At 71.5% G+C, this 25,546-nt stretch carries 28 protein-coding genes and 5 tRNA genes; 25 read left to right on the top strand and 8 right to left on the bottom strand.

Going from position 1 to position 25,546, the window contains the following annotated elements:
• Positions 1 to 233 precede the first annotated feature (233 nt).
• From ACZ44S_RS14405 to ACZ44S_RS14380, 6 genes are all read left to right on the top strand, one after another.
• Positions 234 to 965: an HAD family hydrolase gene (locus tag ACZ44S_RS14405; RefSeq protein ID WP_466928409.1), complete on the top strand. Its 732-nt coding sequence runs from the start codon at positions 234 to 236 to the stop codon at positions 963 to 965.
• Positions 966 to 1,056: 91 nt separating this feature from the next.
• Positions 1,057 to 1,128: transfer RNA gene (locus ACZ44S_RS14400), tRNA-Gln, on the top strand.
• Positions 1,129 to 1,167: 39 nt separating this feature from the next.
• Positions 1,168 to 1,240: transfer RNA gene (locus ACZ44S_RS14395), tRNA-Glu, on the top strand.
• A 62-nt stretch (positions 1,241 to 1,302) separates the two neighbouring features.
• Positions 1,303 to 1,375: transfer RNA gene (locus ACZ44S_RS14390), tRNA-Glu, on the top strand.
• Between the two features lie 21 nt (positions 1,376 to 1,396).
• Positions 1,397 to 1,468 (top strand) — tRNA-Gln (locus ACZ44S_RS14385).
• Between the two features lie 27 nt (positions 1,469 to 1,495).
• Positions 1,496 to 1,568, top strand: a tRNA-Glu gene (locus tag ACZ44S_RS14380).
• 62 nt (positions 1,569 to 1,630) lie between these two features.
• Here ACZ44S_RS14380 and ACZ44S_RS14375 read toward each other — a convergent pair.
• Positions 1,631 to 2,275, bottom strand: coding sequence for a MerR family transcriptional regulator (locus ACZ44S_RS14375; protein WP_466928407.1), 645 nt, complete (start codon positions 2,273 to 2,275; stop codon positions 1,631 to 1,633).
• Positions 2,276 to 2,363: 88 nt separating this feature from the next.
• Here ACZ44S_RS14375 and ACZ44S_RS14370 point away from each other — a divergent pair, with 88 nt between their 5' ends.
• Entirely contained in the window at positions 2,364 to 2,897 is a 534-nt protein-coding gene (locus tag ACZ44S_RS14370; RefSeq protein WP_466928406.1) for a DUF4188 domain-containing protein, read from the top strand.
• 60 nt (positions 2,898 to 2,957) lie between these two features.
• Here the strand turns inward: ACZ44S_RS14370 and ndgR are convergent, their stop codons facing one another.
• Positions 2,958 to 3,671 carry an IclR family transcriptional regulator NdgR gene (ndgR, locus tag ACZ44S_RS14365; RefSeq protein ID WP_006130487.1) on the bottom strand — a complete coding sequence of 238 codons (714 nt, stop codon included), beginning with the start codon at positions 3,669 to 3,671 and terminating at the stop codon, positions 2,958 to 2,960.
• A gap of 195 nt (positions 3,672 to 3,866) precedes the next feature.
• Between ndgR and leuC the strand changes: the two genes are divergently transcribed.
• The 4 genes from leuC to ACZ44S_RS14345 all read left to right on the top strand — a co-directional run bounded on the left by leuC (position 3,867) and on the right by ACZ44S_RS14345 (position 7,180).
• Positions 3,867 to 5,297, top strand: coding sequence for a 3-isopropylmalate dehydratase large subunit (gene leuC, locus ACZ44S_RS14360; protein WP_466928404.1), 1,431 nt, complete (start codon positions 3,867 to 3,869; stop codon positions 5,295 to 5,297).
• Between the two features lie 6 nt (positions 5,298 to 5,303).
• The gene (leuD, locus tag ACZ44S_RS14355; RefSeq protein WP_466928401.1) at positions 5,304 to 5,897 is read left to right on the top strand and encodes a 3-isopropylmalate dehydratase small subunit; all 594 of its coding nucleotides are present in this window, start codon (positions 5,304 to 5,306) and stop codon (positions 5,895 to 5,897) included.
• A gap of 277 nt (positions 5,898 to 6,174) precedes the next feature.
• Positions 6,175 to 6,405, top strand: coding sequence for an SCO5555 family protein (locus ACZ44S_RS14350; RefSeq protein ID WP_190165581.1), 231 nt, complete (start codon positions 6,175 to 6,177; stop codon positions 6,403 to 6,405).
• Between the two features lie 136 nt (positions 6,406 to 6,541).
• The gene (locus tag ACZ44S_RS14345) at positions 6,542 to 7,180 is read left to right on the top strand and encodes an HU family DNA-binding protein (protein WP_190165580.1); all 639 of its coding nucleotides are present in this window, start codon (positions 6,542 to 6,544) and stop codon (positions 7,178 to 7,180) included.
• A gap of 102 nt (positions 7,181 to 7,282) precedes the next feature.
• Here ACZ44S_RS14345 and ACZ44S_RS14340 read toward each other — a convergent pair whose 3' ends face one another.
• Both ACZ44S_RS14340 and cofC read right to left on the bottom strand, forming a co-directional pair.
• Entirely contained in the window at positions 7,283 to 7,486 is a 204-nt protein-coding gene (locus tag ACZ44S_RS14340; protein WP_466928398.1) for a hypothetical protein, read from the bottom strand.
• A 9-nt stretch (positions 7,487 to 7,495) separates the two neighbouring features.
• Positions 7,496 to 8,134, bottom strand: a complete 639-nt coding sequence (cofC, locus tag ACZ44S_RS14335) for a 2-phospho-L-lactate guanylyltransferase (RefSeq protein WP_466928396.1) — start codon at positions 8,132 to 8,134, stop codon at positions 7,496 to 7,498.
• Between the two features lie 219 nt (positions 8,135 to 8,353).
• Between cofC and ACZ44S_RS14330 the strand changes: the two genes are divergently transcribed.
• From ACZ44S_RS14330 to ACZ44S_RS14320, 3 genes are all read left to right on the top strand, one after another.
• Positions 8,354 to 9,157 carry a lysophospholipid acyltransferase family protein gene (locus ACZ44S_RS14330; protein ID WP_466928394.1) on the top strand — a complete coding sequence of 268 codons (804 nt, stop codon included), beginning with the start codon at positions 8,354 to 8,356 and terminating at the stop codon, positions 9,155 to 9,157.
• Entirely contained in the window at positions 9,154 to 10,164 is a 1,011-nt protein-coding gene (locus tag ACZ44S_RS14325; protein ID WP_466928392.1) for an NAD(P)H-dependent glycerol-3-phosphate dehydrogenase, read from the top strand. The genes ACZ44S_RS14330 and ACZ44S_RS14325 overlap by 4 nt, the downstream gene beginning before the upstream one ends.
• 82 nt (positions 10,165 to 10,246) lie before the next feature.
• Positions 10,247 to 11,404 (top strand): D-alanine--D-alanine ligase family protein, encoded by a 1,158-nt coding sequence (locus tag ACZ44S_RS14320; protein WP_466928390.1) that lies wholly within the window; start codon positions 10,247 to 10,249, stop codon positions 11,402 to 11,404.
• Between the two features lie 381 nt (positions 11,405 to 11,785).
• Here the strand turns inward: ACZ44S_RS14320 and ACZ44S_RS14315 are convergent, their stop codons facing one another.
• Entirely contained in the window at positions 11,786 to 12,019 is a 234-nt protein-coding gene (locus ACZ44S_RS14315; protein WP_103543226.1) for an Lrp/AsnC family transcriptional regulator, read from the bottom strand.
• Positions 12,020 to 12,225: 206 nt separating this feature from the next.
• Between ACZ44S_RS14315 and ACZ44S_RS14310 the strand changes: the two genes are divergently transcribed.
• Both ACZ44S_RS14310 and thiD read left to right on the top strand, forming a co-directional pair.
• The gene (locus tag ACZ44S_RS14310; protein ID WP_466928387.1) at positions 12,226 to 13,191 is read left to right on the top strand and encodes a thiamine-phosphate kinase; all 966 of its coding nucleotides are present in this window, start codon (positions 12,226 to 12,228) and stop codon (positions 13,189 to 13,191) included.
• Positions 13,188 to 13,985 carry a bifunctional hydroxymethylpyrimidine kinase/phosphomethylpyrimidine kinase gene (gene thiD / locus ACZ44S_RS14305; protein ID WP_466928385.1) on the top strand — a complete coding sequence of 266 codons (798 nt, stop codon included), beginning with the start codon at positions 13,188 to 13,190 and terminating at the stop codon, positions 13,983 to 13,985. Before ACZ44S_RS14310 ends, thiD begins: the two co-directional genes overlap by 4 nt.
• A gap of 273 nt (positions 13,986 to 14,258) precedes the next feature.
• Here thiD and rpmB read toward each other — a convergent pair whose 3' ends face one another.
• Positions 14,259 to 14,444, bottom strand: a complete 186-nt coding sequence (gene rpmB / locus ACZ44S_RS14300) for a 50S ribosomal protein L28 (RefSeq protein WP_003993230.1) — start codon at positions 14,442 to 14,444, stop codon at positions 14,259 to 14,261.
• Between the two features lie 268 nt (positions 14,445 to 14,712).
• Here rpmB and ACZ44S_RS14295 point away from each other — a divergent pair, with 268 nt between their 5' ends.
• The 9 genes from ACZ44S_RS14295 to mutM all read left to right on the top strand — a co-directional run bounded on the left by ACZ44S_RS14295 (position 14,713) and on the right by mutM (position 23,795).
• Entirely contained in the window at positions 14,713 to 16,392 is a 1,680-nt protein-coding gene (locus tag ACZ44S_RS14295; protein ID WP_466928382.1) for a DAK2 domain-containing protein, read from the top strand.
• A gap of 61 nt (positions 16,393 to 16,453) precedes the next feature.
• On the top strand, positions 16,454 to 18,661 hold the full coding sequence (gene recG, locus ACZ44S_RS14290) for an ATP-dependent DNA helicase RecG (protein ID WP_466928380.1): 2,208 nt from the start codon (positions 16,454 to 16,456) through the stop codon (positions 18,659 to 18,661).
• 49 nt (positions 18,662 to 18,710) lie between these two features.
• Positions 18,711 to 19,298, top strand: coding sequence for a 16S rRNA (guanine(966)-N(2))-methyltransferase RsmD (gene rsmD, locus ACZ44S_RS14285; RefSeq protein ID WP_466928377.1), 588 nt, complete (start codon positions 18,711 to 18,713; stop codon positions 19,296 to 19,298).
• 26 nt (positions 19,299 to 19,324) lie between these two features.
• Positions 19,325 to 19,804 (top strand): pantetheine-phosphate adenylyltransferase, encoded by a 480-nt coding sequence (gene coaD, locus ACZ44S_RS14280; protein WP_190165692.1) that lies wholly within the window; start codon positions 19,325 to 19,327, stop codon positions 19,802 to 19,804.
• 109 nt (positions 19,805 to 19,913) lie between these two features.
• Entirely contained in the window at positions 19,914 to 21,020 is a 1,107-nt protein-coding gene (locus ACZ44S_RS14275) for an ATP synthase F0 subunit B (protein ID WP_466928376.1), read from the top strand.
• Between the two features lie 149 nt (positions 21,021 to 21,169).
• Complete coding sequence (locus ACZ44S_RS14270; protein ID WP_466928374.1) at positions 21,170 to 21,814, top strand: YceD family protein; 645 nt, start codon at positions 21,170 to 21,172, stop codon at positions 21,812 to 21,814.
• 2 nt (positions 21,815 to 21,816) lie between these two features.
• Positions 21,817 to 21,990 (top strand): 50S ribosomal protein L32, encoded by a 174-nt coding sequence (gene rpmF, locus ACZ44S_RS14265; RefSeq protein WP_003951102.1) that lies wholly within the window; start codon positions 21,817 to 21,819, stop codon positions 21,988 to 21,990.
• A gap of 19 nt (positions 21,991 to 22,009) precedes the next feature.
• Positions 22,010 to 22,828, top strand: a complete 819-nt coding sequence (gene rnc, locus ACZ44S_RS14260; protein WP_190165567.1) for a ribonuclease III — start codon at positions 22,010 to 22,012, stop codon at positions 22,826 to 22,828.
• 106 nt (positions 22,829 to 22,934) lie between these two features.
• Entirely contained in the window at positions 22,935 to 23,795 is an 861-nt protein-coding gene (gene mutM, locus ACZ44S_RS14255) for a bifunctional DNA-formamidopyrimidine glycosylase/DNA-(apurinic or apyrimidinic site) lyase (protein WP_466928371.1), read from the top strand.
• On the opposite strand, the gene ACZ44S_RS14250 is transcribed toward mutM, so the two are convergent.
• Both ACZ44S_RS14250 and ACZ44S_RS14245 read right to left on the bottom strand, forming a co-directional pair.
• Positions 23,768 to 24,169 carry a winged helix-turn-helix transcriptional regulator gene (locus ACZ44S_RS14250; RefSeq protein ID WP_466928370.1) on the bottom strand — a complete coding sequence of 134 codons (402 nt, stop codon included), beginning with the start codon at positions 24,167 to 24,169 and terminating at the stop codon, positions 23,768 to 23,770. The genes mutM and ACZ44S_RS14250 overlap by 28 nt on opposite strands.
• Before the next feature lie 105 nt (positions 24,170 to 24,274).
• Complete coding sequence (locus ACZ44S_RS14245; protein ID WP_466928368.1) at positions 24,275 to 25,540, bottom strand: CAP domain-containing protein; 1,266 nt, start codon at positions 25,538 to 25,540, stop codon at positions 24,275 to 24,277.
• Positions 25,541 to 25,546: the final 6 nt, after the last annotated feature.

The raw sequence follows: 25,546 nt of genomic DNA, 5'->3' as shown, positions 1-25,546 counted from the left end.
GGGGGGGGGGGGGGCGTTCTGGTTTTTTTGTGGGGGGGGGGGGGGGGGGGGGGGCGGGGGGGGGGGGGGGGGGGGGGGAAAACCCCCCTCCCCCCCCCCCCCCCCCCCCCCCCCCCCCCCCCCCCCCCCCCCCCCCCCCCCCCCCCCCCCCCCCCCCCCCCCCCCCCCCCCCCCCCCCCCCCCCCCCCCCCCCCCCCCCCCCCCCCCTGCCGTCTTTGGGTACGGTCGGTGACATGGCGATCCGAGCCGTTGTCTGGGACGTGGACGACACCCTCTTCGACTACACCTCCGCCGACCGTGAGGGCATGCGGGCCCACCTGGCGGCCGAGGGGCTGCTCGCCGGGTACCCCTCCGTGGAGGAGGCGCTGACCCGCTGGCGGGAGGTCACCGAGCTGCAGTGGGCGCGCTTCGCCGCGGGCGAGGTGGACTTCGAGACCCAGCGGCGCGACCGCACCCGGGTCTTCCTGGGGCGCGAGATGACCGACGCCGAGGCGGACGAGTGGTTCCGGCGGTACGTCACGCACTACGAGTCCGCCTGGAGCCTCTTCCCGGACGTGCTGCCGGTCCTCGACGCGCTCGCCGCCAGCCACCGCCACGCGGTGCTCTCCAACTCCAGCCTGCACGTCCAGGACCGCAAGCTGCGCCTGCTCGGCGTGCACGACCGCTTCGAGGCCATTCTCTGCGCCGCCGAACTGGGTGTCTCCAAGCCCGAGGCCGGCGCGTTCCTCGCCGCCTGCGACGCGCTGGCGCTGCCCCCGGCCCAGGTGGCGTACGTCGGGGACCACCCGGAGATCGACGGCAGGGGCGCCGCGGACGCCGGGCTGCTGTCGGTGTGGATCGACCGCGGCGGTGCCCGCGCGACCGTCGAACCGCCCGAGGGGCCACGGCGTATCGCCTCGCTCGCCGAACTCCCCTCGGTGCTGCGCGCCGATACTCGTTTTGGAGCCCCGTCCTCCTTCAGGTAATGTTCTTCCTGCGCCGCGGGGAGCGGGCCGGAAGGCCGGAACCCCCAAGCGTCGAACTAGAACAAGATCCCCTCAGGGGCTTGCGTTCCAGTGGCCTATGGTGTAATTGGCAGCACGACTGATTCTGGTTCAGTTAGTCTTGGTTCGAGTCCAGGTAGGCCAGCTCGCAGAGCTCATCTGCACCCGCGGATCACATCCGCAAGCCCCCGTTGTGTAGCGGCCTAGCACGCTGCCCTCTCAAGGCAGTAGCGCCGGTTCGAATCCGGTCGGGGGTACAGATCCTTCCCGCGAGGATGGTCAGGGTAGCTCCCGCCGTCGTCGACGCAGGATCGCTAGGGCCCCCGTTGTGTAGCGGCCTAGCACGCCGCCCTCTCAAGGCGGTAGCGCCGGTTCGAATCCGGTCGGGGGTACTGACTGGTCTAAACCATCATTGGTCTATGGTGTAATTGGCAGCACGACTGATTCTGGTTCAGTTAGTCTTGGTTCGAGTCCAGGTAGACCAGCAGGATCTGCGGAAACGCATGATCCACGCCCCCGTTGTGTAGCGGCCTAGCACGCCGCCCTCTCAAGGCGGTAGCGCCGGTTCGAATCCGGTCGGGGGTACAACCGATGAAGGCCCCCTCACTCCGGTGAGGGGGCCTTCGCCGTCCCGTCGCACGCACCGCTCACTCGATCCCGTACCGCCGTGCGGCCTCCTCCTCCTGCGCCAGCCGGTGCAGCGCCCGCAGCACCGGTTCGAAGAGCACCGCGGACGCCACCGCCAGCTCCACCTGCTCCGTCGGTGAGTCGTGCGTCTCCATGAAGTCGAGCTGTCTGCGCGCCACCTGGTGCATCAGCTCCCCGTAGGGAGCCATCAGTTCGGCGTCCCATCGGTAGCCGAGCCGGTGCAGCGAGGCCACCGCCACCACCAGCGAGCGGTACACGGGGGAGAGCGGAGCGAGCTCCCGGGCGGTCTCCCAGCCCAAGGACTCCAGCAGCCGGTCCACCTCCGTGCGGGCCGCCGCGACGGCGGGATCGCCCTCGTCCGGCTCGGGAGTCTGCGGCAGCGCCCACAGCGCCGCGCCCAGCCGGATAGTGCGGCCCAGCGAGTCGTCGTCGACGTGCCCCAGCACCTCGCGCGCCGTCGCCACGGGGACCCCGCCGACCTGGATCAGGGCGCGCACCAGGCGCAGCCGGCGCAGATGCTCCTCGTCGTACTCGGCCGTGGTCGCGTTGACCCGGCGGCCTGGGGACAACAGTCCTTCGCGCAGGTAGTACTTGATCGTCGCGATCGACACACCGCTGCGTTCGCTCAGTTCGGCCAGCCGCACCTCTTGCGCCCTTCCTGGGATAGCGGGACTATCCAAGCGTTGCTCAGGGAACACCGCCCGCCCACCCTACGGATCGGGGGAACGTCTGATGTCGCGCAGGTTCGCCATCGCCGAGCGCACGACCGCGGCGGCCGAGGGGGACGTCGTCGTCCTGCTGATCGGCATGCGGATCAACCGCTTCTGGGCGGTGCACCACTGGCTTCCCGTCCTCGTCTCCATGCCCCGCATGCTGCGCGAACTGGGCAGGCGGCCGGAGCGCGGACTCCTCGGGCACGTCCTGCTCACGGCCTCGCCGCGGACGTACTACGTCGTCCAGTACTGGGAGTCCAAGGAGAAGCTCTACGCCTACGCGCACGCGCCGGACACGGTCCACCACAGCGCGTGGGCGTTCATCAACCGCAAGGAGCGGGAGGGCAAGGTGCGCGGACACGTGGGGCTGTGGCACGAGACCTACGTGGTGCCGCAGGGCCACTACGAGTCGATCTACGCCGACATGCCGGCCTTCGGACTCGCGGCCGCGCACGGGCGGGTACCGCTGGAGAAGCGCGGCCGGCGCGCCAGGGACAGGTTCGCGTACCGGCCGGAAAAGGCGGCGCCGTCGGCGGGGGCCGACGGCGCGTGAGGCGGGGGACGGTCCGCCGCGGCGTTGAGGCGGACCCGTTCCCCATGGACGGGGGGACTTTCAGGAGCGGCGCAGCGCCTCGGAGAGACGTGCGGCGGCGTCGATGACGGCCTGGGCGTGCATCCGGCCCGGGTGGCGGGTCAGACGCTCGATCGGCCCGGAGACCGAGACGGCGGCCACCACGCGGTTGGAGGGGCCGCGCACCGGCGCCGAGACGGACGCCACGCCCGGCTCGCGCTCGCCGATCGACTGGGCCCAGCCCCGGCGCCGTACGCCCGACAGGGCCGTCGCCGTGAAGCGGGCGCCCTGCAGGCCGCGGTGCAGCCGCTCGGGCTCCTCCCAGGCCATCAGGATCTGCGCCGAGGAGCCGGCCTTCATCGTGAGTGTGGAGCCCACCGGCACCGTGTCCCGCAGACCCGACAGCCGCTCCGCGGCGGCGACACAGATGCGCATGTCGCCCTGGCGGCGGTAGAGCTGGGCGCTCTCGCCGGTCACATCGCGGAGGTGGGTCAGCACCGGGCCCGCCGTGGCGAGCAGCCGGTCCTCGCCCGCCGCCGCGGCCAGTTCGGCCAGACGCGGACCGAGAATGAAACGGCCCTGCATGTCGCGCGCCACCATGCGGTGGTGTTCCAGCGCCACGGCCAGGCGGTGGGCCGTGGGTCGTGCCAGTCCGGTGGCCCCGACCAACCCCGCGAGGGTGGCCGGGCCGGACTCCAGAGCGCTCAGGACGAGTGCCGCCTTGTCCAGAACGCCGACGCCGCTACTGTTGTCCATGCAACGATACTTGCGTCTCACTCTGTGAAACGCAAGTTCAATTTTCCGTGGAACCCGCCACTCTTGAAGCACGGAAGCAACGCGGCCCGTGGACCACCGGGCCTGGCGGCGGACGCCCGGTATCAGGGGTGCGGGCGCCGCCTCCCCACAGATCTAGTTGGGCCGGCGCACCACTTGCCGGCCGGAGGGAAAGCGATGGGTAGGACACTCGCGGAGAAGGTCTGGGACGACCACGTCGTCCGGCGCGCCGAGGGCGAGCCCGACCTCCTCTTCATCGATCTGCACCTGCTGCACGAGGTGACCAGCCCGCAGGCCTTCGACGGCCTCCGCAAGAACGGCCGCCGGGTGCGCCGCCTCGACCTCACCATCGCCACCGAGGACCACAACACCCCCACCCTCGACATCGACAAGCCGATCGCCGACCCGGTCTCCCGGGTCCAGTTGGAGACCCTCCGCAAGAACTGCGCGGAGTTCGGCGTCCGGCTGCACCCGCTGGGCGACGTCGAGCAGGGCGTCGTCCACGTCGTCGGCCCGCAGCTGGGTCTGACCCAGCCGGGCATGACCGTCGTCTGCGGTGACTCGCACACCTCCACGCACGGCGCCTTCGGCGGACTGGCGTTCGGCATCGGCACCTCCCAGGTCGAGCACGTCCTGGCCACCCAGACGCTGCCGATGGCCCGCCCCAGGACCATGGCGATCACGGTCAACGGCGAACTGCCCGACGGCGTCACGGCCAAGGACCTGATCCTGGCGATCATCGCGAAGATCGGCACCGGCGGCGGCCAGGGCTACGTCCTGGAGTACCGCGGCGAGGCCATCGAGAAGCTCTCGATGGAGGCCCGGATGACCATCTGCAACATGTCGATCGAGGCCGGCGCCCGCGCGGGCATGATCGCCCCCGACGAGACGACCTTCGCCTACCTGCGGGGCCGTCCGCACGCTCCCGAGGGCGAGGACTGGGACGCGGCCGTCGCCTACTGGAAGACGCTGAAGTCCGACGAGGACGCCGAGTTCGACGCCGAGGTCGTCATCGAGGCTTCCGAGCTGTCGCCGTTCGTCACCTGGGGCACCAATCCCGGCCAGGGCGCTCCGCTTTCGGCGTCCGTCCCCGACCCGGCTTCGTACGAGGACGCCTCGGAGCGGCTCGCCGCCGAAAAGGCCCTGGAATACATGGGGTTGGAGGCCGGCCAGGCGCTGCGCTCGATCCACGTGGACACCGTCTTCGTAGGTTCCTGCACCAACGGCCGCATCGAGGACCTGCGCGCCGCGGCGGACATCGTCAAGGGCCGCAAAGTCGCCGACGGCGTACGGATGCTGGTCGTCCCCGGCTCGGCGCGGGTGGGTCTGCAGGCCGTCTCCGAGGGTCTGGACGTGGTCTTCAAGGAGGCCGGCGCCGAGTGGCGGCACGCGGGCTGCTCGATGTGCCTGGGCATGAACCCGGACCAGCTCGCCCCCGGGGAGCGCTCCGCCTCCACCTCCAACCGCAACTTCGAGGGCCGGCAGGGCAAGGGCGGCCGTACCCACCTGGTGTCCCCGCAGGTCGCCGCGGCCACCGCGGTCCTCGGCCACCTGGCCTCCCCGGCCGACCTCGCCGCCGCCGACGACCGCACGCCCGCTGGAGTCTGATCAGTCATGGAAGCATTCACCACCCACACCGGCCGGGCCGTCCCGCTGCGCCGCAGCAACGTCGACACCGACCAGATCATCCCCGCCCACTGGCTCAAGAAGGTGACCCGGGACGGGTTCGAGGACGGGCTGTTCGAGGCCTGGCGCAAGGACCCGGAGTTCGTGCTCAACCGGCCCGAGCGCGAGGGTGCCACGGTGCTGGTCGCCGGCCCCGACTTCGGCACCGGCTCCTCCCGTGAGCACGCCGTCTGGGCGCTGCAGAACTACGGCTTCAAGGCCGTGATCTCCTCCCGTTTCGCCGACATCTTCCGCGGCAACTCGCTGAAGAACGGGCTGCTGACCGTGGTCCTCGACCAGAAGATCGTCGACGCGCTGTGGGAGCTCACCGAAGCCGACCCCACCGCCGAGATCACCGTCGACCTGGAGGCCCGCGAGGTGCGCGGCGAGGGCGTCACCGCCTCCTTCGAGCTCGACGAGAACTCCCGCTGGCGGCTGCTGAACGGGCTCGACGACATCTCCATCACGCTGCAGAACGAGGCGGACATCGCCGCGTACGAGGCGAAGCGCCCGTCGTTCAAGCCGAGGACGCTCACGGCCTGATCCGTCCCCCGGCCGAAGTCCTCGCGAGAGGTCGACTTTCGGCCACCGCGTCACCCCTCCCGTACCCCCGATCGGCCCGATCGGGGGTACGGCCGTGTCTGCACCCGTTCGGCCCCGCGCGCCGTCTTGAGGGTTCTCAACTTGCCACGTTAAGAAGGTGGTTGCCGGGGTACACGTGTCACGTGCGCGTGATCCCCGCGTGAGCACGGACGGCCGTCCGAGGCGGCAGTTGCCCCCTGGGCAGGCGACAACTCGCCCCAGATGGCACAATCTGTGCATGGAACGCGACGGCCAACTCGAGCTCTATGCGGTGGTCGCGGGCCGGCTCAAAGAAGCGCATGCAAGGGTGCGCGCACTGCAAGTCCCGGAGGGCGTACGGATGGCGCTGACCCGGAAGCTGCTGGTCATTACGGCCGCGGCCAAGCACGATCTCGCCGGTGCGGCAAGGCGTCTGGAGCGGTTCAACACGGACCTCGACGCGGGTCGATTCCCCGAAGAGGAACGCTGAACCAGTCAAGACAGTCGAGTTCGTTGCGGCACAAGGGTGATTAGCCCGTTTCGTGTTTGATTTGCGGTATATATCTGCCTAACGTGCGAAAAAGCTTGAACACATTCGTTCTGGCGATGTCTCCGAAGGGGAAGACGTGAACAAGGCGCAGCTCGTAGAAGCGATTGCCGACAAGGTGGGCGGCCGCCAGCAGGCCGCCGACGCCGTCGACCACGTACTGGACGCCATCGTCCGCGCGGTCGTGGCGGGTGAGCGGGTCTCGGTCACCGGCTTCGGTTCGTTCGAGAAGGTCGACCGCCCCGCCCGCTACGCCCGCAACCCCCAGACGGGCGAGCGGGTTCGGGTCAAGAAGACCTCCGTTCCGCGCTTCCGCGCGGGTCAGGGCTTCAAGGACCTGGTGAGCGGTTCGAAGAAGCTGCCGCGCGGTGGTGAGGTCTCGGTCAAGAAGGCGCCCAAGGGCAGCCTCACCGGCGGTGCCTCGGCGACGGTGAAGAAGGCCGCCGCGAAGAAGACCACGGCGAAGAAGGCCGCCACCGCGAAGAAGGCGGCCGCCAAGAAGACCACCGCGAAGAAGGCCACCACCAAGACGGCCGCCAAGAAGACCACGGCCAAGAAGGCGCCCGCCAAGACCGCGGCGACGGCCAAGACCACCGCCGCGAAGAAGACGACCGCCAAGAAGGCCCCCGCGAAGAAGGCGACGGCCAAGAAGGCCCCCGCCAAGAAGTCGACCGCGCGCAAGACGACCGCCAAGAAGACCACCGCCCGCAAGAAGTAGCGGACGCCCCCGCCCCTCGGGCAAGCGGTTCTCACGCGCCGGGCCGGACTCCACCAGGAGCCCGGCCCGCGGTGTGTCCGGGAGGGCCGGCGGCCGGTGCGGTCAGAACGTCTGGAGCGTCACCAGCGTGATCCTCCGGGCCTCGCCCTCGCCCTCGGTCTCGATGCGCACCCGCTGTCCCGGACGCAGCAGCCTCAGGCCCCCCGCGTCGAACGCCGGGGCGTCGAAGGGCACCGGGGTGCCGTCGTCCAGAAGCACCTGACCGCTGCGGCTGTCGGCGTCGTAGGTGTATGCGGTGGCCTGCATGTCGGCAGCCTACTGCTCCGATATCAGCAACCGCGCGGCGACCGCGGCCGTGCGGGGGCCGACGCCCAGCGCCAGGGCCGCCCGCAGGTCCTCCCCGGTGTCCACGTCCTGCCGTACGGAATCCACCGCGTCCAGGCCGAGTTCCACCGCGCCGGACGCCCGGTGCCGGAGCCGGGACCCGGGGCCGAAGAGGGGACGCAATTCTCCGCCCCGGCTCGCCGCCAGCAATGTCGTACCCACCGCGGCCGCATCGGCGAGGAACGCGCGCGGGAATTCCGCCGCGGCATCGAGAACGTGGGCGAGTTCCGCCGGTCGCAGGGCCGGCAGATCCGCGTTGAGGGCTGCCACGGACGCCGCGCGCCGCGCGAGGCCCACCGCCGCCGCGGCATGCGCGAGCGCCGCGTTCAGACCCCCGCGCGGCCGGTCGGGGACGACTCCCGCGCCCAACGCCGCCAGCTCACGGGCGGCCAGGGCGTCATTCGTGACGACCACCACATCCCCTACCGCCGGGCATTCCAGCGCGGCGGCCACCGTGTCCTGCGCGAAGGCGAGCGCGAGACCCGGCCGCAAGCCGTCACCGGCCGTGTCCGACAGCCTGCTCTTGGCCTCGGCCAGCGGCTTCAGGGGTACCACCAAGGTCCACTGCACGAGTGTTGTGTCCCTCTCTTGTCGCGGCCATTGTCCCCCGGAGCACCGGGCGGCGCGGGAGCCGGGGGGAGGGGGGCGAAGCTCCTTGGAGGGCGGTGGCGGGAGACGGGCGGCGTACGGTGTTCTCGACAGACCGGCGGCCCGGGGCGACACTTGTGCGGCCCGCCTGGCCTCCGGGCCCGGGCCCGGGCCTGTCTTTCGGAAGAGGAAGGTGTACTTGTGCCGCGCCGCAGAATCGGCTTCTGGTACCGCTTCGCCGCGGTTCTCTGCAAACCGCCGCTGGTGGTTCTGCTCAAGCGGGACTGGCGCGGAATGGAGAACATTCCGGCCGAGGGTGGATTTATCACCGTGGTGAACCACAATTCGCACATCGATCCCTTCGCCTACGCGCACTTTCAGTACAACACCGGACGTGTTCCGCGATTCCTGGCGAAGAGCGGGCTTTTCAACAAGGGATTCGTCGGTGCCGCGATGCGCGGCACCGGACAGATCCCCGTCTACCGCGAGAGCACCGACGCGCTCAGCGCCTTCCGCGCCGCGATCGACGCCGTGAAGCGCGGTGAATGCGTCGCCTTCTACCCCGAGGGCACCCTCACCCGCGACCCGGACGGCTGGCCCATGACCGGCAAGACCGGCGCCGCCCGCGTCGCGCTGGAGACCAGGTGCCCCGTGATCCCGGTGGCCCAGTGGGGTGCCAACGAGCTCCTGCCGCCCTACGCGAAGAAGCCCAGCCTGCTGCCGCGCAAGACCAGTCGGGTGCTGGCCGGGCCACCGGTGGACCTCGACCGCTTCTACGACCGGGAGATGACCCCCGAACTGCTCAAGGAGGCGACCGAGGCCATCATGGCGGCCATCACCGTCCAGCTCGAGCGGATCCGCGGCGAGAAGGCCCCCGAGACGCCCTACGACCCGCGCCGGGAGCGGATCGAACAGCGCCACAGGACACATACGCAGAGGCAGCGGCGGCAGGACCGGACGCGGGGCGGCAGGCCCACGGCACGGGAAGAGGGGCTGGGCACGTGAGCAAGCCGGTCAAGGCGGCCGTCTTCGGCACCGGATCGTGGGGGACGGCCTTCGGCATGGTCCTCGCCGACGCGGGCTGCGACGTCGTGCTGTGGGGGCGGCGCCCCGAACTCGCCGAAGCCGTCAACTCCACCCGCACCAACCCCGACTACCTGCCCGGGGTCGAACTCCCCGAGAACCTGCGGGCCACCTCCGACGCCGCCGAGGCGGCCCGCGGCGCCGACTTCACCGTCCTCGCGATCCCCTCGCAGACGCTGCGCGGCAATCTCGCCGAGTGGAAGGACCTGCTCGCGCCCCGCACGGTCCTGGTGTCCCTGATGAAGGGTGTGGAACTCGGCTCCGCGATGCGGATGAGCGAGGTGATCGACGACGTCGCCAAGGTCGGCCGCGAGCGGATCGCCGTGGTCACCGGCCCCAACCTGGCCCGGGAGATCGCCGCCCGCATGCCGGCCGCCTCCGTGGTCGCCTGCACCGACGAGGACGTCGCCCGGCGGCTCCAGACCGCCTGCCACACCCCGTACTTCCGCCCGTACACCAACACCGACGTCATCGGCTGCGAGCTGGGCGGCGCCGTGAAGAACGTGATCGGGCTGGCCGTCGGCATCGCGGACGGCATGGGGCTCGGCGACAACACCAAGGGTTCGCTCATCACCCGCGGCCTCGCCGAGACCACCCGGCTCGGTGTCGCGCTCGGCGCCGACCCGCTGACCTTCTCCGGACTCGCGGGCCTGGGCGACCTGGTGGCCACCTGCTCCTCGCCGCTCTCCCGCAACCACACCTTCGGCACCAACCTCGGCAAGGGCCTGACCCTGCAGGAGACCATCGCGGTCACCAAGCAGACCGCGGAGGGCGTCAAGTCCTGCGAATCGGTGCTGGACCTCGCCCGCAGGCACGGCGTCGACATGCCGCTCACCGAGACGGTCGTCGGAATCGTGCACGAGGGCAAGCCCCCGGTGGTCGCCCTCAAGGAGCTGATGTCGCGCAGCGCGAAGCCCGAACGACGCTGAGCGACAGCCCCCTCCGTTCGGCTCACGCGCGGCGTTGCGGGCGCTGACTCCCGGCTCCGGCAACGGGTACTCTCATCGCGATATGAGCACCGAGAACCTCCCCCAGAGCCCCGAGCAGCCGTCCCGCAAGCCGCGTGTGGCCGTTGTGTTCGGCGGGCGCAGCTCCGAGCACGGGATCTCCGTGGTCACGGCCGGCGCCGTCCTCAAGGCCATCGACCGGAGCACGTACGACGTCCTGCCGATCGGCATCACGCAGGACGGCCGCTGGGCGCTCACCGCCGACGAGCCGGAACGCATGGCGATCACCGACCGCCGTACGCCCAGCGTCGACGAGCTCGCCGAGTCGACGGAGGGCGGTGTGGTGCTCCCCGTCGACCCCGCCGACCGCGAAGTCGTCTACAGCGAGCCCGGTTCGGTTCCCAAGGCCCTGGGCGAGGTCGACGTGGTCTTCCCGGTGCTGCACGGCCCCTACGGCGAGGACGGCACCCTGCAGGGCCTCCTGGAACTCTCCGGCGTCCCCTATGTCGGCTCCGGTGTGCTCGCCTCGGCCGTCGGCCAGGACAAGGAGTACATGAAGCGGGTGTTCACCTCCTTCGGGCTCAAGGTCGGCCCGTATCTGGTGATCCGGCCGCGCGAGTGGGAGCGTGACGAGTCCGCCTCCCGCAAGAGGATCGTCGACTTCGCCGGGGAGCACGGCTGGCCGCTGTTCGTGAAGCCCGCGCGGGCGGGCTCGTCGATCGGCATCACCAAGGTCGACGACCTCTCCGGCCTGGACGAGGCGATCGCCGAGGCCCGGCGCCACGACCCGAAGTTCCTCGTGGAGGCGGCGCTGCGCGGCCGCGAGATCGAGTGCGGCGTGCTGGAGTTCGAGGACGGCCCGCGCGCGTCGCTGCCCGCCGAGATCCCGCCGCCCGACACGCACGCGTACTACGACTTCGAGGCCAAGTACATCGACTCCACCCCCGGCATCGTGCCGGCGCCGCTGACCGACGAGGAGACGGCCGAGGTGCGCCGGCTCGCGGTCGAGGCGTTCGACGCGGCGTCCTGCGAAGGGCTCGTGCGCGCGGACTTCTTCCTCACCGAGGACGGCGAGTTCGTCATCAACGAGATCAATACCATGCCCGGCTTCACCCCCATCTCGATGTACCCGCAGATGTGGCAGGCCACCGGTGTCGGCTACCCCGAGCTGGTGGACCGGCTGGTGCAGGCGGCGCTGCGCCGGTCGACCGGGCTGCGCTGAGCCGCGCCACCACCCCGGCAGCACCGGAAGGCGATCCCCTCGGGGATCGCCTTCTCGCGCGGCGGCCGCCGGCCATGAAGCCCCCGGCGGTCTTCCGGAAGGCGCCGGACCGGCACCGCAGTATGATCGCCACGCCGCCCCGGCCCGCGGCCGGTTCCGACGAGGCTTCGGGACCGTCGCGACTTTCACCGTTCACTTCGCCGACAGGACCCTGTCCGGGTTCTGACACAGCTCGGTGACCTTCGCGTCCGGGCCGGGAACCGCCGCGGACGCGCTGTCGTCTGCTGAGGAGCGGCCCGCGGCGATCAGCACCGCGAGCGCGGAGCACGGGGTGCCGGTGGCGGAAGGACTTCACCGGCGCAGGGGAGACGGGACGGGGGGCTACAGATGGACGACCGGGCAGGTCAGGGTGCGGGTGATGCCGTCCACCTGCTGGACCTTGGCCACCACCATGCGGCCCAGGCCGTCGACGGTGTCGGCCTGGGCGCGCACGATCACGTCGTACGGTCCGGTCACGTCCTCGGCCTGGATGACTCCAGGGATCTTGCCGATCAGCTCGGCGACGGTCGACGCTTTGCCGACCTCCGTCTGGATCAGGATGTACGCCTGTACCACGGAACCTCCAGGGCGGCCACGAGGATCATGTGGGGAAAAGGAACGCCACGGTATCGCGTTGGCGCACGTCGCGGGGAGACCTGCGGGAACCGGGCCTTGCGCGCCGAGGTACAGGCACGAGAGAAGTTGACGGTCATATCGACCGTAGCGAGGACTCGGACGACCCGCGACCGGGCATGCACAGGGAGAGAAGGGGCGAAAGGGCAATGAAGGGCACTGTTGGTGAGCTCGGTGAGTTCGGGCTCATCAGGGAGCTCACCTCCCGTCTCACCACCACTCCGGCGGTCCGGGTCGGCCCCGGCGACGACGCCGCGGTGGTCTCCGCGCCCGACCGCAGGGTCGTGGCCAGCACCGACATCCTGCTGGAGGGCCGGCACTTCCGGCGCGACTGGTCCACGGCCTACGACGTCGGCCGCAAGGCCGCCGCGCAGAACCTGGCGGACATCGCCGCCATGGGCGCCGTGCCGACCGCGCTGCTGCTCGGCCTCGTCGTCCCGGCGGAACTGCCGGTGACCTGGCCGAGCGAGCTGATGGACGGCCTGCGGGACGAGTGCCAGGTGGCCGGCGCCGCGGTCGTAGGCGGCGATGTCGTACGCGGCGACCAGATCATGGTGTCGATCACCGCGCTCGGTGATCTGCGCAACCAGGAGCCCGTCACCCGCGGCGGAGCGCAGCCGGGCGACCTCGTCGCGGTGACCGGCTGGCTGGGCTGGTCCGCGGCCGGACACGCGGTGCTCTCCCGCGGGTTCCGCTCGCCGCGCGCCTTCGTCGAGGCGCACCGGCGCCCCGAACCGCCGTACCACGCGGGGCCTGCCGCCGCCGGGCTCGGCGCCACCGCGATGTGCGACGTGAGCGACGGACTGATCGCCGACCTCGGGCACATCGCCGAGGCCAGCAAGGTGCGCATCGACATCCGCTCCGCCGCCGTCGACATCCCCTCGCAGATGAACGACATCGGCCAGGCCGTCGGCGTCGACCCCATGCAGTGGGTGCTGACCGGGGGAGAGGACCACGCGATCGTGGCGACCTTCCCGCCGGACGTGAAGCTGCCGGCCCGCTGGAAGGTGATCGGCGAGGTGCTCAACCCGTCGGCGCTGCCCCAGGTGACGGTCGACGGGGCGCCCTGGACCAGCCAGGGCGGCTGGGACCACTTCGCGGACATCGAGTCATGAGCGCCCGCACCGCCCCGCCCGGGGTCCTCACCGTGGCCGGCTCCGACTCGGGCGGCGGCGCCGGCATCCAGGCCGACCTGAAGACGATGCTCGCGCTCGGTGTGCACGGCATGAGCGTGCTCACCGCGGTGACCGCGCAGAACTCACTGGGCGTGCAGGGCGCCTGGGAGCTGCCGGTGGAGGCGGTGCGGTCCCAGTACCGCAGCGTGGTCGACGACATCGGGGTGCGGGCGGTCAAGACCGGCATGCTGTCCTCCGCCGAACTCGTCGATACGGTGGCCGAGTTGATCGCCGGTACGGACGCGCCGGCGGTCGTCGACCCGGTGGGCGTCTCCAAGCACGGGGACCCGCTGCTGGCGGCCTCCGCGCTGGACTCCGTACGGACCAGGCTGCTGCCCGTGGCCACCGTGGCCACACCGAACCTGGACGAGGTGGGGCAACTCACCGGCGTCCGGGTCGGCTCGGAACGTGATCTGCGCCGGGCGGCCGAGGCGATGCTGGAGTTCGGGCCGCGCTGGGTGGTGATCAAGGGCGGCCATCTGTCCGGTGACGCGGTGGACCTGCTCACCGACGGGTCCGAGGAGCACTGGCTGCGGGCTCCGAGGCACGACAACCGCCACACCCACGGCACGGGCTGCACACTGGCGTCGGCGATCGCCGCGCACCTGGCGAAGGGCCACCCGGTCCCGGAAGCGGTGAAGGCGGCCAAGACGTACGTCACCGGCGCGATTTCCGCCGGCTTCCCCCTGGGCGCAGGCATAGGCCCGGTCGACCACGCCTGGAACCTGCGGTAGGCCCCGCGTCTCCCGCGTCCCGCGTCTCCCGCGTATCCGGCCGTTCCCGCGGGCAGTCGTGCCGCTGGGGCGGCACGGGTGGGCGATGGGGGTACCTCCCGCTCGAGCGAAGCCGAGAGTGGGGGAGGCACCCCGCCGGCGCCGGGCTGCGCACCACCCCCCGCCCCGCACCAACGCCGGTCACTTCCCGGCGCACAGCAAAAAGCCGGCCCACCCCAGGGTGGACCGGCCGTTGCGGCGAAACCGGCTGTGGCCGCGCGCTCAGCGAAAGCGTCAGCGCGAGACCTTGCCGGCCTTGATGCACGAGGTGCAGGCGTTCACGCGCTTCGGCGTCCCGCCGACCACGGTACGCACACGCTGGATGTTCGGGTTCCAGCGACGGGACGTACGGCGGTGCGAGTGCGAGATGTTGTTGCCGAAGCCCGGCCCCTTGCCGCAGACGTCGCAGTTGGCAGCCACGGGTCACTCCAAAGACTTCAGATGCACTTACGGTTGATCCCGGCATGCCGGGATCAAGATCCCGGGCTCCAGGAGCCCTGGTGGAATCTGAGTGGCGTTGCCAGGGGAGAGGCCCGATCGGATCGGGCAACCGGAGCAGCATACAACGGCTGCACCCGTAGAACGAAACTACCACGGCAGCTCAGGGGCCCGCCCGCGGCCCTCTTCCGGTGGGCAGGGCCCCACGGTCTACGCTGCGTGCCACGGTCGGCAGCTCAGGGAGGCGCAGGTGGCGCAGGTGCCGCAGACATTCTTCGATGCTCTGGCGGTGCGCGCCTGGTGCGGTCTCGCGCTCGACGCGCTGGGACGGGCCCGGGAGGAGATCGACGCGATCAACGTCTATCCCGTGGCGGACGGCGACACCGGCACGAACCTCTATCTGACCGTCGAGTCGGCGGCCGCGGCGGTGGAGGCGGTCTTCGAGGGCCATGAGGCAGGCGGCAACCACGGACCCGGGCCAACCCTGGCCGACGCGCTCCGGGCGATGGCCCACGGAGCGCTGATCGGCGCCCGGGGAAACTCCGGGACGATCCTCGCGCAGCTGCTGCGCGGCATGGCCCAGGTGCTGGCCGGCGACGAGGCCCCGGACCACGCTGACGGCCAAGGGCTGCGGCTGGCCCTGCGCCGGGCGGCCGACTCCGCGCGCCAGGCGGTGGCGCACCCCGTCGAGGGCACGGTCCTCACCGTCGCCTCCGCCGCCGCGGACGCCGCCGGAGCCGCGGACGGCGACTGCGCGGCGGTGGCCCGGGCGGCCCACGACGGCGCCCGCGCGGCGCTCGCCGAGACACCGGACCGGCTGCCCGTCCTCCGTCGCGCGGGGGTGGTGGACGCCGGCGGCAGAGGGCTGGTGGCGGTGCTGTCGGCCCTGGTGGCGACGTTCACCGGGGAGTCGCCGCGTGACCCGCACAGGCGCGCGGAGGCCCGCGACAGCACGTCACGAGCCGCGCCCGGGTGCGCGGACGCCACGCCGGCACCCGGGTCCGAAGGGCCTTGCTTCGAAGTGATCTACCTGCTGGAGGCCGAGGACGCGGCCGTGGCACGGCTGAGGGAACGGCTCGACGGACTGGGTGACTCGCTCGTCGTGGTCGGCGGCGACGGGCTGTGGAACGTCCATGTGCATGTCGACGACGCCGGCGCCGCCGTGGAGGCGGGGGTCGAGGCCGGCCGGCCGTACCGGATCCGGATCACCCACTTCGGCGCCGGGGACGCCCGTACGACGGCGGCCGAGCGAGCCCAGGGGGAACGTGCCGAGCGGGCCGTCGTGGCCGTGGTGCCGGGCGAAGGCCTGGCGGGGCTGTACACCGGGGCGGGCGCGACCACCGTGCTCGCCCGCCCCGGGGAGCCGCCCGCCAGCGGCGAGCTCGTCGAGGCCGTACGGCGGGCGCACGCGCGCGAGGTGGTGCTGCTGCCGAACGACTCGGACCTGCGCCACACCGCCGCGGCGGCGGCCGAGCAGGTCCGGGCCGAGGGCATCAGGGTGGCCCTCATCCCGACCCGCTCGGCGATCCAGGGCATCGCCGCGCTCGCCGTGCACGAGCCGGGGCGCCGCTTCGACGAGGACGTGGTGTCGATGACGTCGGCGGCCGGGGCGACCCGCTACGCCGAGGTCTGCGTCGCCGAGCGCCAGTCCTGGACGATGGCGGGCATCTGCCAGGCCGGGGACGTCCTCGGCCTGGTCGACGGCGACGTCGCCGTGATCGGCCAGGACGTCACGGCCACCGCCGAGGCCGTCCTCGACCGCATGCTCGCGGCCGGCGGTGAACTGGTCACCCTGGTCCTCGGCGACGGCGCCCCGGCCTCCGTCGCCGCCCACCTGGAGAACCGTGTCCGCGAGGGCTACCTCGCCGTCGACACGGTGGTCTACCACGGCGGCGGTCAGGGCGCCGTGCTGCTCATCGGCGTCGAATGATCCCCGCCGGCCGGACGCGTCCGTGTCCGCGGTCCGCACGATGTCAGTGCCGTGGTGTCCAATGGATCTCGTGCCCGCACTGGAAGAACCACTGAAGAAGGTGCTCGGCCCCGCCACCGCGAAGGTGATGGCCGAGCATCTCGGCCTGCAGACGGTCGGCGACCTCCTCCACCACTACCCGCGCCGGTACGAGGAACGCGGCCGCCTCACCCACCTCGCCGACCTGCCCATGGACGAGCACGTCACGGTGGTCGCCCAGGTCGCCGACGCCCGCCTGCACACGTTCGCCTCCGCCAAGGCCCCGCGCGGCAAGGGCCAGCGCCTGGAGGTGACCATCACGGACGGCAGCGGCCGGCTGCAACTGGTCTTCTTCGGCGCCGGTGTCCACAAACCGCACAAGGAACTCCTGCCGGGCACCCGGGCGATGTTCGCCGGCAAGGTCTCCGTCTTCAACCGCCGTCTGCAACTCGCCCACCCCGCCTACGAGTTGCTGCGCGGAGACGCCGAGGAGACGGTCGAGACCTGGGCCGGAGCCCTCATCCCGATCTACCCCGCCACCGCCAAGATGGAGTCCTGGAAGATCGGCAAGGCGCTCCAGACGGTCCTGCCCAGCGCCCAGGAGGCGCTCGACCCGCTCCCGGACGCCCTGCGCGCGGGCCGCGGCCTCGTCCCGCTCCCCGAGGCCCTGCTGAAGATCCACCGCCCGCACACCAGGGCCGACATCGAGGACGCCCGCGCACGCCTCAAGTGGGACGAGGCCTTCGTCCTCCAGACCGCCCTCGCCCGCCGCCGGCACACCGACGCCCAACTGCCCGCCGTCGCCCGCCGTCCCAGGCCCGACGGCCTCCTCACCGCCTTCGACGCCCGCCTTCCCTTCACTCTCACAGAGGGCCAGCGGAAGGTCTCCGAGGAGATCTTCACCGACCTCGCCACCGAACACCCCATGCACCGCCTGCTCCAGGGCGAGGTCGGCAGCGGAAAGACCCTCGTCGCCCTGCGCGCCATGCTCGCCGTCGTCGACGCGGGCGGGCAGGCGGCGATGCTCGCCCCGACCGAGGTGCTCGCCCAGCAGCACCACCGGTCGGTCACCGAGATGATGGGGGAGCTGGCCGAGGGCGGCATGCTCGGGGGAGCGGACGACGCCACCAAGGTGGTGCTGCTCACCGGCTCCATGGGCGCGGCGGCGCGCCGTCAGGCCCTCCTCGACCTGGCCACCGGCGAGGCGGGCATCGTCATCGGCACGCACGCGCTGATCGAGGACAAGGTGCAGTTCCACGACCTGGGCCTGGTCGTGGTCGACGAGCAGCACCGCTTCGGCGTGGAGCAGCGCGACGCCCTGCGCGGCAAGGGCAAACAACCTCCGCACCTGCTCGTCATGACCGCCACCCCCATCCCGCGCACGGTCGCGATGACGGTCTTCGGCGACCTGGAGACCTCCGTCCTGGACCAGCTCCCGGCCGGCCGCTCGCCCATCGCCAGCCATGTCGTACCGGCCGCCGACAAGCCGCACTTCCTCGCCCGCGCCTGGGAAAGAGTCCGCGAGGAGGTCACGAACGGCCACCAGGCCTACGTGGTCTGCCCGCGCATCGGCGACGAGGAGGACGCACCCAAGGGCGCGGCGAAGAAGAAGTCCCCCGAGGACGAGGCCGAGAAGCGGCCCCCGCTCGCCGTCCTGGACATCGCCGACCAGCTCGCCCGGGGGCCGCTGCAGGGGCTCGGGGTCGAGGTCCTGCACGGGCGCATGCAGCCCGACGACAAGGACGCCGTCATGCGCCGCTTCGCCGCCGGCGAGGCCGACGTCCTGGTCGCCACGACCGTGATCGAGGTCGGCGTCAACGTCCCGAACGCCACCGCGATGGTGGTCATGGACGCCGACCGCTTCGGCGTCTCCCAGCTCCACCAGCTGCGCGGCCGCGTCGGCCGCGGCTCGGCCCCCGGACTGTGTCTGCTGGTCACCGAGATGCCCGAGGCGAGCGCGGCCCGGCAGCGGCTCAACGCCGTCGCCTCCACCCTCGACGGCTTCGAGCTCTCCCGCATCGACCTGGAGCAGCGCCGCGAGGGCGACGTACTGGGCCAGGCCCAGTCCGGCACCCGCTCCAGCCTGCGCATGCTCGCCGTCATCGACGACGAGGAGATCATCGCCGAGGCCCGGGAGGAGGCCACCAGGATCGTCGCCGCCGACCCGGACCTGACGGACCTGCCCGCCCTGCGCACCGCCTTGGACGCCCTGCTGGACGAGGAGCGGGAGCAGTACCTGGAGAAGGGCTGACAGACTGGGAACGGCCACCGACCAGCACCCACCGACAAGGACCGAGGACATGACTCGCGTGATCGCCGGCGCGGCCGGCGGACGCCGCCTGGCCGTTCCGCCCGGGCAGGGGACCCGCCCGACCTCCGACCGCGCGCGCGAAGGCCTCTTCTCCACCTGGCAGTCGCTGCTCGGCGGCCCGCTGGACGGCGAACGCGTCCTCGATCTGTACGCCGGTTCCGGCGCCGTCGGCCTGGAGGCCCTCTCGCGTGGCGCCGGACACGTGCTGCTCGTCGAGGCCGACGCCCGGGCCGCCCGCACGGTCCGGGAGAACGTGAAGGCGCTCCAACTCCCCGGCGCCGAGGTCAGATCCGGCAAAGCGGAACAGATCATCCGTACCGCGCCTCCGCAGCAGCCGTACGACATCGTCTTCCTGGACCCGCCCTACGCCGTCCGGGACGACGATCTTCGCGAGATTCTGCTCACACTCCGCTCGGAGGGCTGGCTCACGGAGGACGCCCTCGTCACCGTGGAGCGCAGCACCAGAGGCGGGGAATTCGCCTGGCCGCCCGGTTTCGAGGCGATCCGGGCCCGTCGTTACGGCGAGGGAACGTTTTGGTACGGTCGCGCCGCCTCTACGTGCGAAGACGCACGATGACCGGACCGGAGAGCGAGGGATCGCCAGTGCGCCGCGCCGTATGCCCCGGGTCGTTCGACCCGATCACCAATGGACACCTCGACATCATCGCCCGGGCCTCCCGGCTGTACGACGAGGTCTACGTCGCGGTGATGATCAACCAGTCCAAGAAGGGACTGTTCGAGATCGAGGAGCGGATCGACCTGATCCGCCGGGTCACCGCCGAGTACGGCAACGTCCGGGTCGAGGCCTTCCACGGCCTCCTCGTCGACTTCTGCAAGCAGCGCGACATCCCCGCCATCGTCAAGGGCCTGCGCGCGGTCAGCGACTTCGACTACGAACTGCAGATGGCCCAGATGAACAACGGCCTCTCCGGCGTGGAGACCCTCTTCGTCCCCACCAACCCCACCTACAGCTTCCTGTCCTCCTCGCTCGTCAAGGAGGTCGCGGCCTGGGGCGGCGACGTCTCCCACCTGGTGCCGCCGGAGGTCCTGACCGCCCTCTCCGAACGCCTGCGCAAGGACTGACCCCGCCCGCGGCCGCCGTCGCACGGGCGTCCGGTGTCCACCGGGCGCCCCATGGCCGTACAGTCGTCCCGTCCGTCTCCAACACAGCTGTAGAGAGTGGCGAGCACAGGTGGACGTGCAGAAGAAGCTCGACGAGATCGTCGCCGCGGTCTCCGGCGCCCGGTCGATGCCCATGTCGGCCTCGTGCGTGGTCAACCGCGCCGAACTGCTCTCCTTGCTGGACGAGGTGCGCGCGGCGCTGCCCGACTCCCTGGCCCAGGCCCAGGAGTTGATCGGCGGCCGGGAGCAGATGGTCGAGCAGGCCCGCCAGGAGGCCGAGCGGATCATCGAGAGCGCCCACGCCCAGCGCGGCTCCCTGATCTCCGACACCGAGATCGCCCGCCGCTCCCAGTCCGAGGCCGACCGGATCCTCGCCGAGGCCCGCAAGGAGGCCGAGGAGATCCGCGCGGAGGCCGACGACTACGTCGACTCCAAGCTCGCCAACTTCGAGGTCGTCCTCACCAAGACCCTCGGCTCGGTCGGCCGCGGCCGGGAGAAGCTGCTGGGCACCGGTCCCGGCCTCGACGAGCAGGGCTACGAGGACGAGGACGCCCCCGAGCGCAGCCACGACCCGGAGACCCTGCGCCGCACCGCCGACGAGTACGTCGACGTCAAGCTGGGCGCCTTCGAGGCGGTCCTCGCCAAGACCCTGGAGGCGGTCGGCAAGGGCCGGCAGAAGCTGCACGGCCGGATCGCCACCGACGACCTCGGCGCCCTCGCCGACGACCTCTCGACCGTCCAGCACTCCAGCGACGCCGACTACCTCGCCGACCTCGCGTCGGTCACCGACCAGGGCGCCCCGCCCCAGCAGCCGCCGCAGCCCGAACAGCCGCCGCAGCCCTCGCAGCAGCCGTACGCCCAGCCGGAGCCCGCGTACGGCTACCAGCAGCAGCCCGACGCCTACGCCGGCTACCAGCAGCAGTACGGCGGCGGGCAGGACCAGTACGGCTACCAGCAGCAGGCCGACCCCTATGCCGCGTACCAGGGCTACGACGCCCAGCAGCAGGCGTACGACCCGAACCAGGCCCAGCAGGCCCAGCAGGGCCAGCAGGGCCAGCAGGCCCAGCAGGCCCAGCAGGCCCAGCAGGGATACGTCCTGGACGAGACCAGTCTCTTCGACACCAGCATGATCACGCCCGAGCAGTTGCGGGCGTACGAGCGCGAGCGGGGTCTGTAGAGGCGGATTGGGCCGAGAGCGAAAGGTCCAGTATCCTGGCTCTTCGGTCGCGTGTGCGCTTGCGCTGTCTCCGTATACGCCCGCGATCCGAGCTGCCCGGGAACCCCGCACGGCAGCGGTACCCCTGAGCTCGAAGACCGAAAGCAGGAATGACCCTGAACGCCCGCCTCGACCACCGGAACCCCCTCGTGTTCGACACGCACGAGCTGGGGCGGCGGCCCGGTGCGCTGCAGCGTCTGTCCCGTACGGTCGACGCTCCGAAGGACTTCGGTATCAAGGGGGTCATCGGAGTGCCGGAAGGCGCCCCGGTGGAGCTCGAACTCCGGCTCGAGTCGGTCATGGAAGGTGTGCTCGTCACAGGCACCGCCCGTGCCAAGGCCGAGGGGGAGTGCGTAAGGTGTCTGGAGCCGCTGGAGCAACAGCTCGAAGCGGATTTCCAGGAGCTGTTCTCGTACCCTGACGCCGACGACCGGGGCCGTGTGATCGCGGAACCGGGCGACGACGCCGAGGACGACGAGGACCGGCTCTTCCTCGAGGACGGCCTGTTCGACCTCGAGCCGGTGCTGCGTGATGCGGTGGTGCTCGCACTGCCGATGCAGCCGGTGTGCCAGGAAGACTGCCCGGGTCTGTGCTCCGAGTGCGGAGCACGGCTCGCTGACGACCCGGACCACCACCACGATGCCGTCGACATCCGTTGGGCGGCTTTGCAGGGACTCGCCGACACCATGACGGACGGCGAGAAGGACGAGATGAGCGGCGCCGAACCGGGCGTCGACGAGAAGCAGGAGAAGTAGCCGTGGCTGTTCCGAAGCGGAAGATGTCGCGCAGCAACACGCGCCACCGCCGGTCGCAGTGGAAGGCTGCGGTCCCCACCCTGGTTGCGTGCGAGCGCTGCCACGAGCCCAAGCAGCAGCACATCGCGTGCCCGTCTTGCGGCACTTACAACAAGCGCCAGGTCCTCGAGGTCTGAGCGGCTGGTGAGAGGCACTGTGTCCACGCCGAAGAAGAACTCTGCGGACAACCAGGCCTCGTCCCACACGCTTCTGGAAGGGCGGCTCGGCTACCACGTCGAGTCCGCCCTTCTGGTGCGTGCGCTGACCCACCGTTCCTACGCGTACGAGAACGGCGGTCTGCCGACGAACGAGCGGCTGGAGTTCCTCGGGGACTCCGTGCTCGGCCTCGTCGTCACGGACACGCTGTACCGCACCCACCCCGACCTGCCCGAAGGACAGCTGGCCAAGCTGCGGGCCGCGGTGGTCAACTCGCGTGCGCTGGCGGAAGTGGGCCGCGGGCTCGAACTGGGCTCCTTCATCCGGCTCGGCCGCGGTGAAGAGGGCACAGGGGGCCGGGACAAGGCATCCATCCTCGCCGACACCCTCGAAGCGGTGATCGGCGCCGTCTATCTCGACCAGGGCCTGGACTCGGCGGCGGAGCTGGTGCACCGCCTGTTCGACCCCCTGATCGAGAAGTCGTCGAACCTCGGTGCCGGCCTGGACTGGAAGACCAGTCTCCAGGAGCTCACCGCGACGGAAGGCCTCGGTGTCCCCGAGTACCTGGTCACGGAGACCGGGCCGGATCACGAGAAGACCTTCACTGCTGCCGCCCGCGTCGGAGGCGTCTCGTACGGCACCGGCACCGGCCGCAGCAAGAAGGAGGCGGAGCAGCAGGCCGCCGAGTCCGCCTGGCGGTCCATCCGGGCCGCCGCGGACGAGCGCGCCAAGGCGGCGGCGGAGGCCGAAGAGGTCGTCCAGGCCGCCGAGGCCGAAGCCTCCGGCAAGAGCGCCGACGCCCCGTCGGCCTCCGCCTGACGCACAGCGCGATCCGAGCGCCCGCCCCGGGACCGGGGTCGGGCGCTCGGCGCTCGCGGGACCGTCCGGCGGTGGCGCCCCGCCACACGGGTTCCTGGAGGAGACCATGCCCGAGCTGCCCGAGGTCGAGGTCGTACGGCGCGGACTCGAGCGGTGGGTCGCCCACCGGACCGTCGCCGAGGCCGAGGTGCTGCATCCGCGCGCGGTGCGCCGCCATCTCGCCGGCGCGGACGACTTCACGCACCGGCTCAAGGGCCACCGTGTCGGAGTGCCCAGCCGCCGCGGCAAGTACCTCTGGCTGCCGCTGGAGGACACCGGACAGTCCGTGCTGGCCCACCTCGGCATGAGCGGCCAGCTGCTGGTCCAGCCGCACACGGCGCCGGACGAGAAGCACCTGCGCATCCGCGTCCGCTTCACCGACCCCCTGGAGACCGAACTCCGGTTCGTCGACCAGCGCACCTTCGGCGGACTGTCGTTGCACGACACCACCCCCGACGGCCTGCCCGACGTCATCGCGCACATCGCCCGGGACCCCCTCGACCCGCTCTTCGACGAGGAGGCGTTCCACCAGGCCCTGCGCCGTAAGCGGACCACCATCAAGCGGGCCCTGCTCGACCAGTCCCTGATCAGCGGCGTCGGCAACATCTACGCCGACGAGGCGCTGTGGCGCGCCCGCATCCACTACGAACGCCCGACGGCCGGCTTCACCCGCCCGCGCACCCTGCTCCTGCTGGGCCACGTCCGGGACGTCATGAACGCCGCGCTGTCGGTCGGCGGCACCAGCTTCGACAGCCTCTACGTCAACGTCAACGGCGAGTCCGGCTACTTCGACCGGTCCCTGGACGCGTACGGCCGCGAGGGCCTGCCCTGCCGCCGCTGCGGTACGCCGATGCGCCGACGGGCGTGGATGAACCGGTCCAGCTACTTCTGCCCAAGGTGTCAGCGGGCGCCGCGCGTCTCGTCGTAGCGGTCACGCGCCTGGAGCACGGCGTCCATGCTGCCCTCGACATGGCGGATGAGGGACAGCAGCCGCTCCGCCACCTCGCGGCCCAGCGGGGTGAGTTCGTAGTCCACGCGGGGCGGGTTGGTCGGCTGGGCCTCCCGCAGCACCAGACCGTCACGCTCCAGCGCGTGCAGCGTCTGGGACAGCATCTTCTCGCTCACGCCGTCGACCCGGCGACGCAGCTCGTTGAACCGGAGCGAACCCTCGTACAGCGCTCCCAGCGTGAGCGCTCCCCAGCGGCCGGTCACATGCTCCAGCGTGCCGCGCGAAGGGCAGGCCTTGGCGAACACGTTGAAGGGAAGCTCCTGCCCCTCCGCCCGCCGCTGCGTGGTCGTCATCCTTCAAGCCTAAGCCAGAACAGCACCAACCAACAGATCGCGCTAACCGAGAGTTAGTGCCCACCGGAGCGGAGCACCCACCAGCCCCGCCCCGGCGTACGCCGCTCAGTAGCCGAAGTTCTGGGTCCACCAAGGGCCGCCCGGGCCCAGGTGCACGCCCACGCCCAGGGTCTTGAAGTCGCAGTTCAGGATGTTCGCCTTGTGGCCGGGGCTGTCCATCCAGGCCTGCATCACGGCCTCGGCGTCGGCCTGCCCCCGGGCTATGTTCTCGCCGCCCAGGCTGCCGACGCCGGCTGCCTGGGCCCTGTCCCACGGGGTGTCGCCGTCGGGGTCCGTGTGGTCGAAGAAGTCCCGCTTCGCCATGTCGTCGCTGAACGCCGTGGCCAGAGCGGTCAGCGCGCTGCTCGCGGTGACCGGGCTGCAGCCCGCCTTGGCGCGCTCCTCGTTGACCAGCCGGAGCACCTCCGCCCCGGCGGCGGCCTCCGCGGAACTGGGCGCGGGGTTGTTCGTCTTCTTCTCCGGCTCGGGCGTCGCCTTGCGGGACGGCACCTTCTCCGCCGTCTTCTCCGGGGTCGCCGCGGGCTTCTTCTCCTGCGGCTTGCCCCGCTCCTTCTCCTCCGGGGTCTTGGTCGGAGCGGCCGAGGCGGAGGGGGACGTGGAGGGCTCGGCCGCCTCGGAGCGGTCGGAGCCGCGGCCGACGGGGGTGCCCGCGTCCCGGCCGGGGGACTCCACGCTGCCGGACGTGCCGCCCTGCTCGGTGGGCAGGCTGGTCACCGTGTCGCCGGCCTGCACCTCCTCGCCGGGGCTGCTGTCTCCGCCGAGCTTGTAGTTCTCCAGGCCGGGCACCGCGCCCGTGGCCACCGCGACCGTGCCGATGGCCACGGCGGCCGAGACGCCGAGCAGTCCGGTCCGTACCGGTGTCGCGGCCTTCTTCTTGCGTCGCCGGTGCCCGCTCGCGGGCCGGCCGATCTCACCGGCGGAGTGGCCGCCGGGGGAGGGCAGACCCTCAAAGGACGCGAAACCGTCGCGGACGGTGAGGCCGTCGTCCGGGAAGCCGCCACCGGCGACGGCGGGGCCGGGCCGGTCCTGCCCTGTGGAGAAGCTGGTGCCGGGGAAGCCGCCCCGGGTGAAGTCGTGGGCGGCGGAGTACGCGCCTGCGTCGTCCGTCGCGTAGAGGTACGCCTCACTCCTCGCGTACGTCTCGGCGTAGGCCTCCGGGTTCAGATACGGAGCCGTGCCCATCGTGGGCGGGCCGTCGCCCCGGTCCCCCAGAAGGTCCGGACCCCCGCCGTGGGGGCCGTCGTGTTGAGTGACCCCGGTGGCGCGGCCCGTGGCGGCGCGGCCGGCGGCGGAGCGTCGGTGGCGTCCCATGTTCTG

This window comes from Streptomyces malachitofuscus, from assembly GCF_055571035.1.
This window is presented reverse-complemented; position numbering and strand designations above follow the sequence as displayed.

Coding starts and splice junctions, on each gene's coding strand:
- thiD (WP_466928385.1), top strand. CDS start 13,188: ATGAGCGCCCGCACCGCCCCGCCCGGGGTCCTCACCGTGGCCGGCTCC.
- ACZ44S_RS14250 (WP_466928370.1), bottom strand. CDS start 24,169: ATGACGACCACGCAGCGGCGGGCGGAGGGGCAGGAGCTTCCCTTCAAC.
- mutM (WP_466928371.1), top strand. CDS start 22,935: ATGCCCGAGCTGCCCGAGGTCGAGGTCGTACGGCGCGGACTCGAGCGG.
- leuD (WP_466928401.1), top strand. CDS start 5,304: ATGGAAGCATTCACCACCCACACCGGCCGGGCCGTCCCGCTGCGCCGC.
- ACZ44S_RS14405 (WP_466928409.1), top strand. CDS start 234: ATGGCGATCCGAGCCGTTGTCTGGGACGTGGACGACACCCTCTTCGAC.
- ACZ44S_RS14270 (WP_466928374.1), top strand. CDS start 21,170: ATGACCCTGAACGCCCGCCTCGACCACCGGAACCCCCTCGTGTTCGAC.
- ACZ44S_RS14350 (WP_190165581.1), top strand. CDS start 6,175: ATGGAACGCGACGGCCAACTCGAGCTCTATGCGGTGGTCGCGGGCCGG.
- ACZ44S_RS14370 (WP_466928406.1), top strand. CDS start 2,364: ATGTCGCGCAGGTTCGCCATCGCCGAGCGCACGACCGCGGCGGCCGAG.
- rsmD (WP_466928377.1), top strand. CDS start 18,711: ATGACTCGCGTGATCGCCGGCGCGGCCGGCGGACGCCGCCTGGCCGTT.
- ACZ44S_RS14320 (WP_466928390.1), top strand. CDS start 10,247: ATGAGCACCGAGAACCTCCCCCAGAGCCCCGAGCAGCCGTCCCGCAAG.
- ACZ44S_RS14245 (WP_466928368.1), bottom strand. CDS start 25,540: ATGGGACGCCACCGACGCTCCGCCGCCGGCCGCGCCGCCACGGGCCGC.
- ACZ44S_RS14310 (WP_466928387.1), top strand. CDS start 12,226: ATGAAGGGCACTGTTGGTGAGCTCGGTGAGTTCGGGCTCATCAGGGAG.
- leuC (WP_466928404.1), top strand. CDS start 3,867: ATGGGTAGGACACTCGCGGAGAAGGTCTGGGACGACCACGTCGTCCGG.
- recG (WP_466928380.1), top strand. CDS start 16,454: ATGGATCTCGTGCCCGCACTGGAAGAACCACTGAAGAAGGTGCTCGGC.
- ndgR (WP_006130487.1), bottom strand. CDS start 3,671: ATGGACAACAGTAGCGGCGTCGGCGTTCTGGACAAGGCGGCACTCGTC.
- ACZ44S_RS14340 (WP_466928398.1), bottom strand. CDS start 7,486: ATGCAGGCCACCGCATACACCTACGACGCCGACAGCCGCAGCGGTCAG.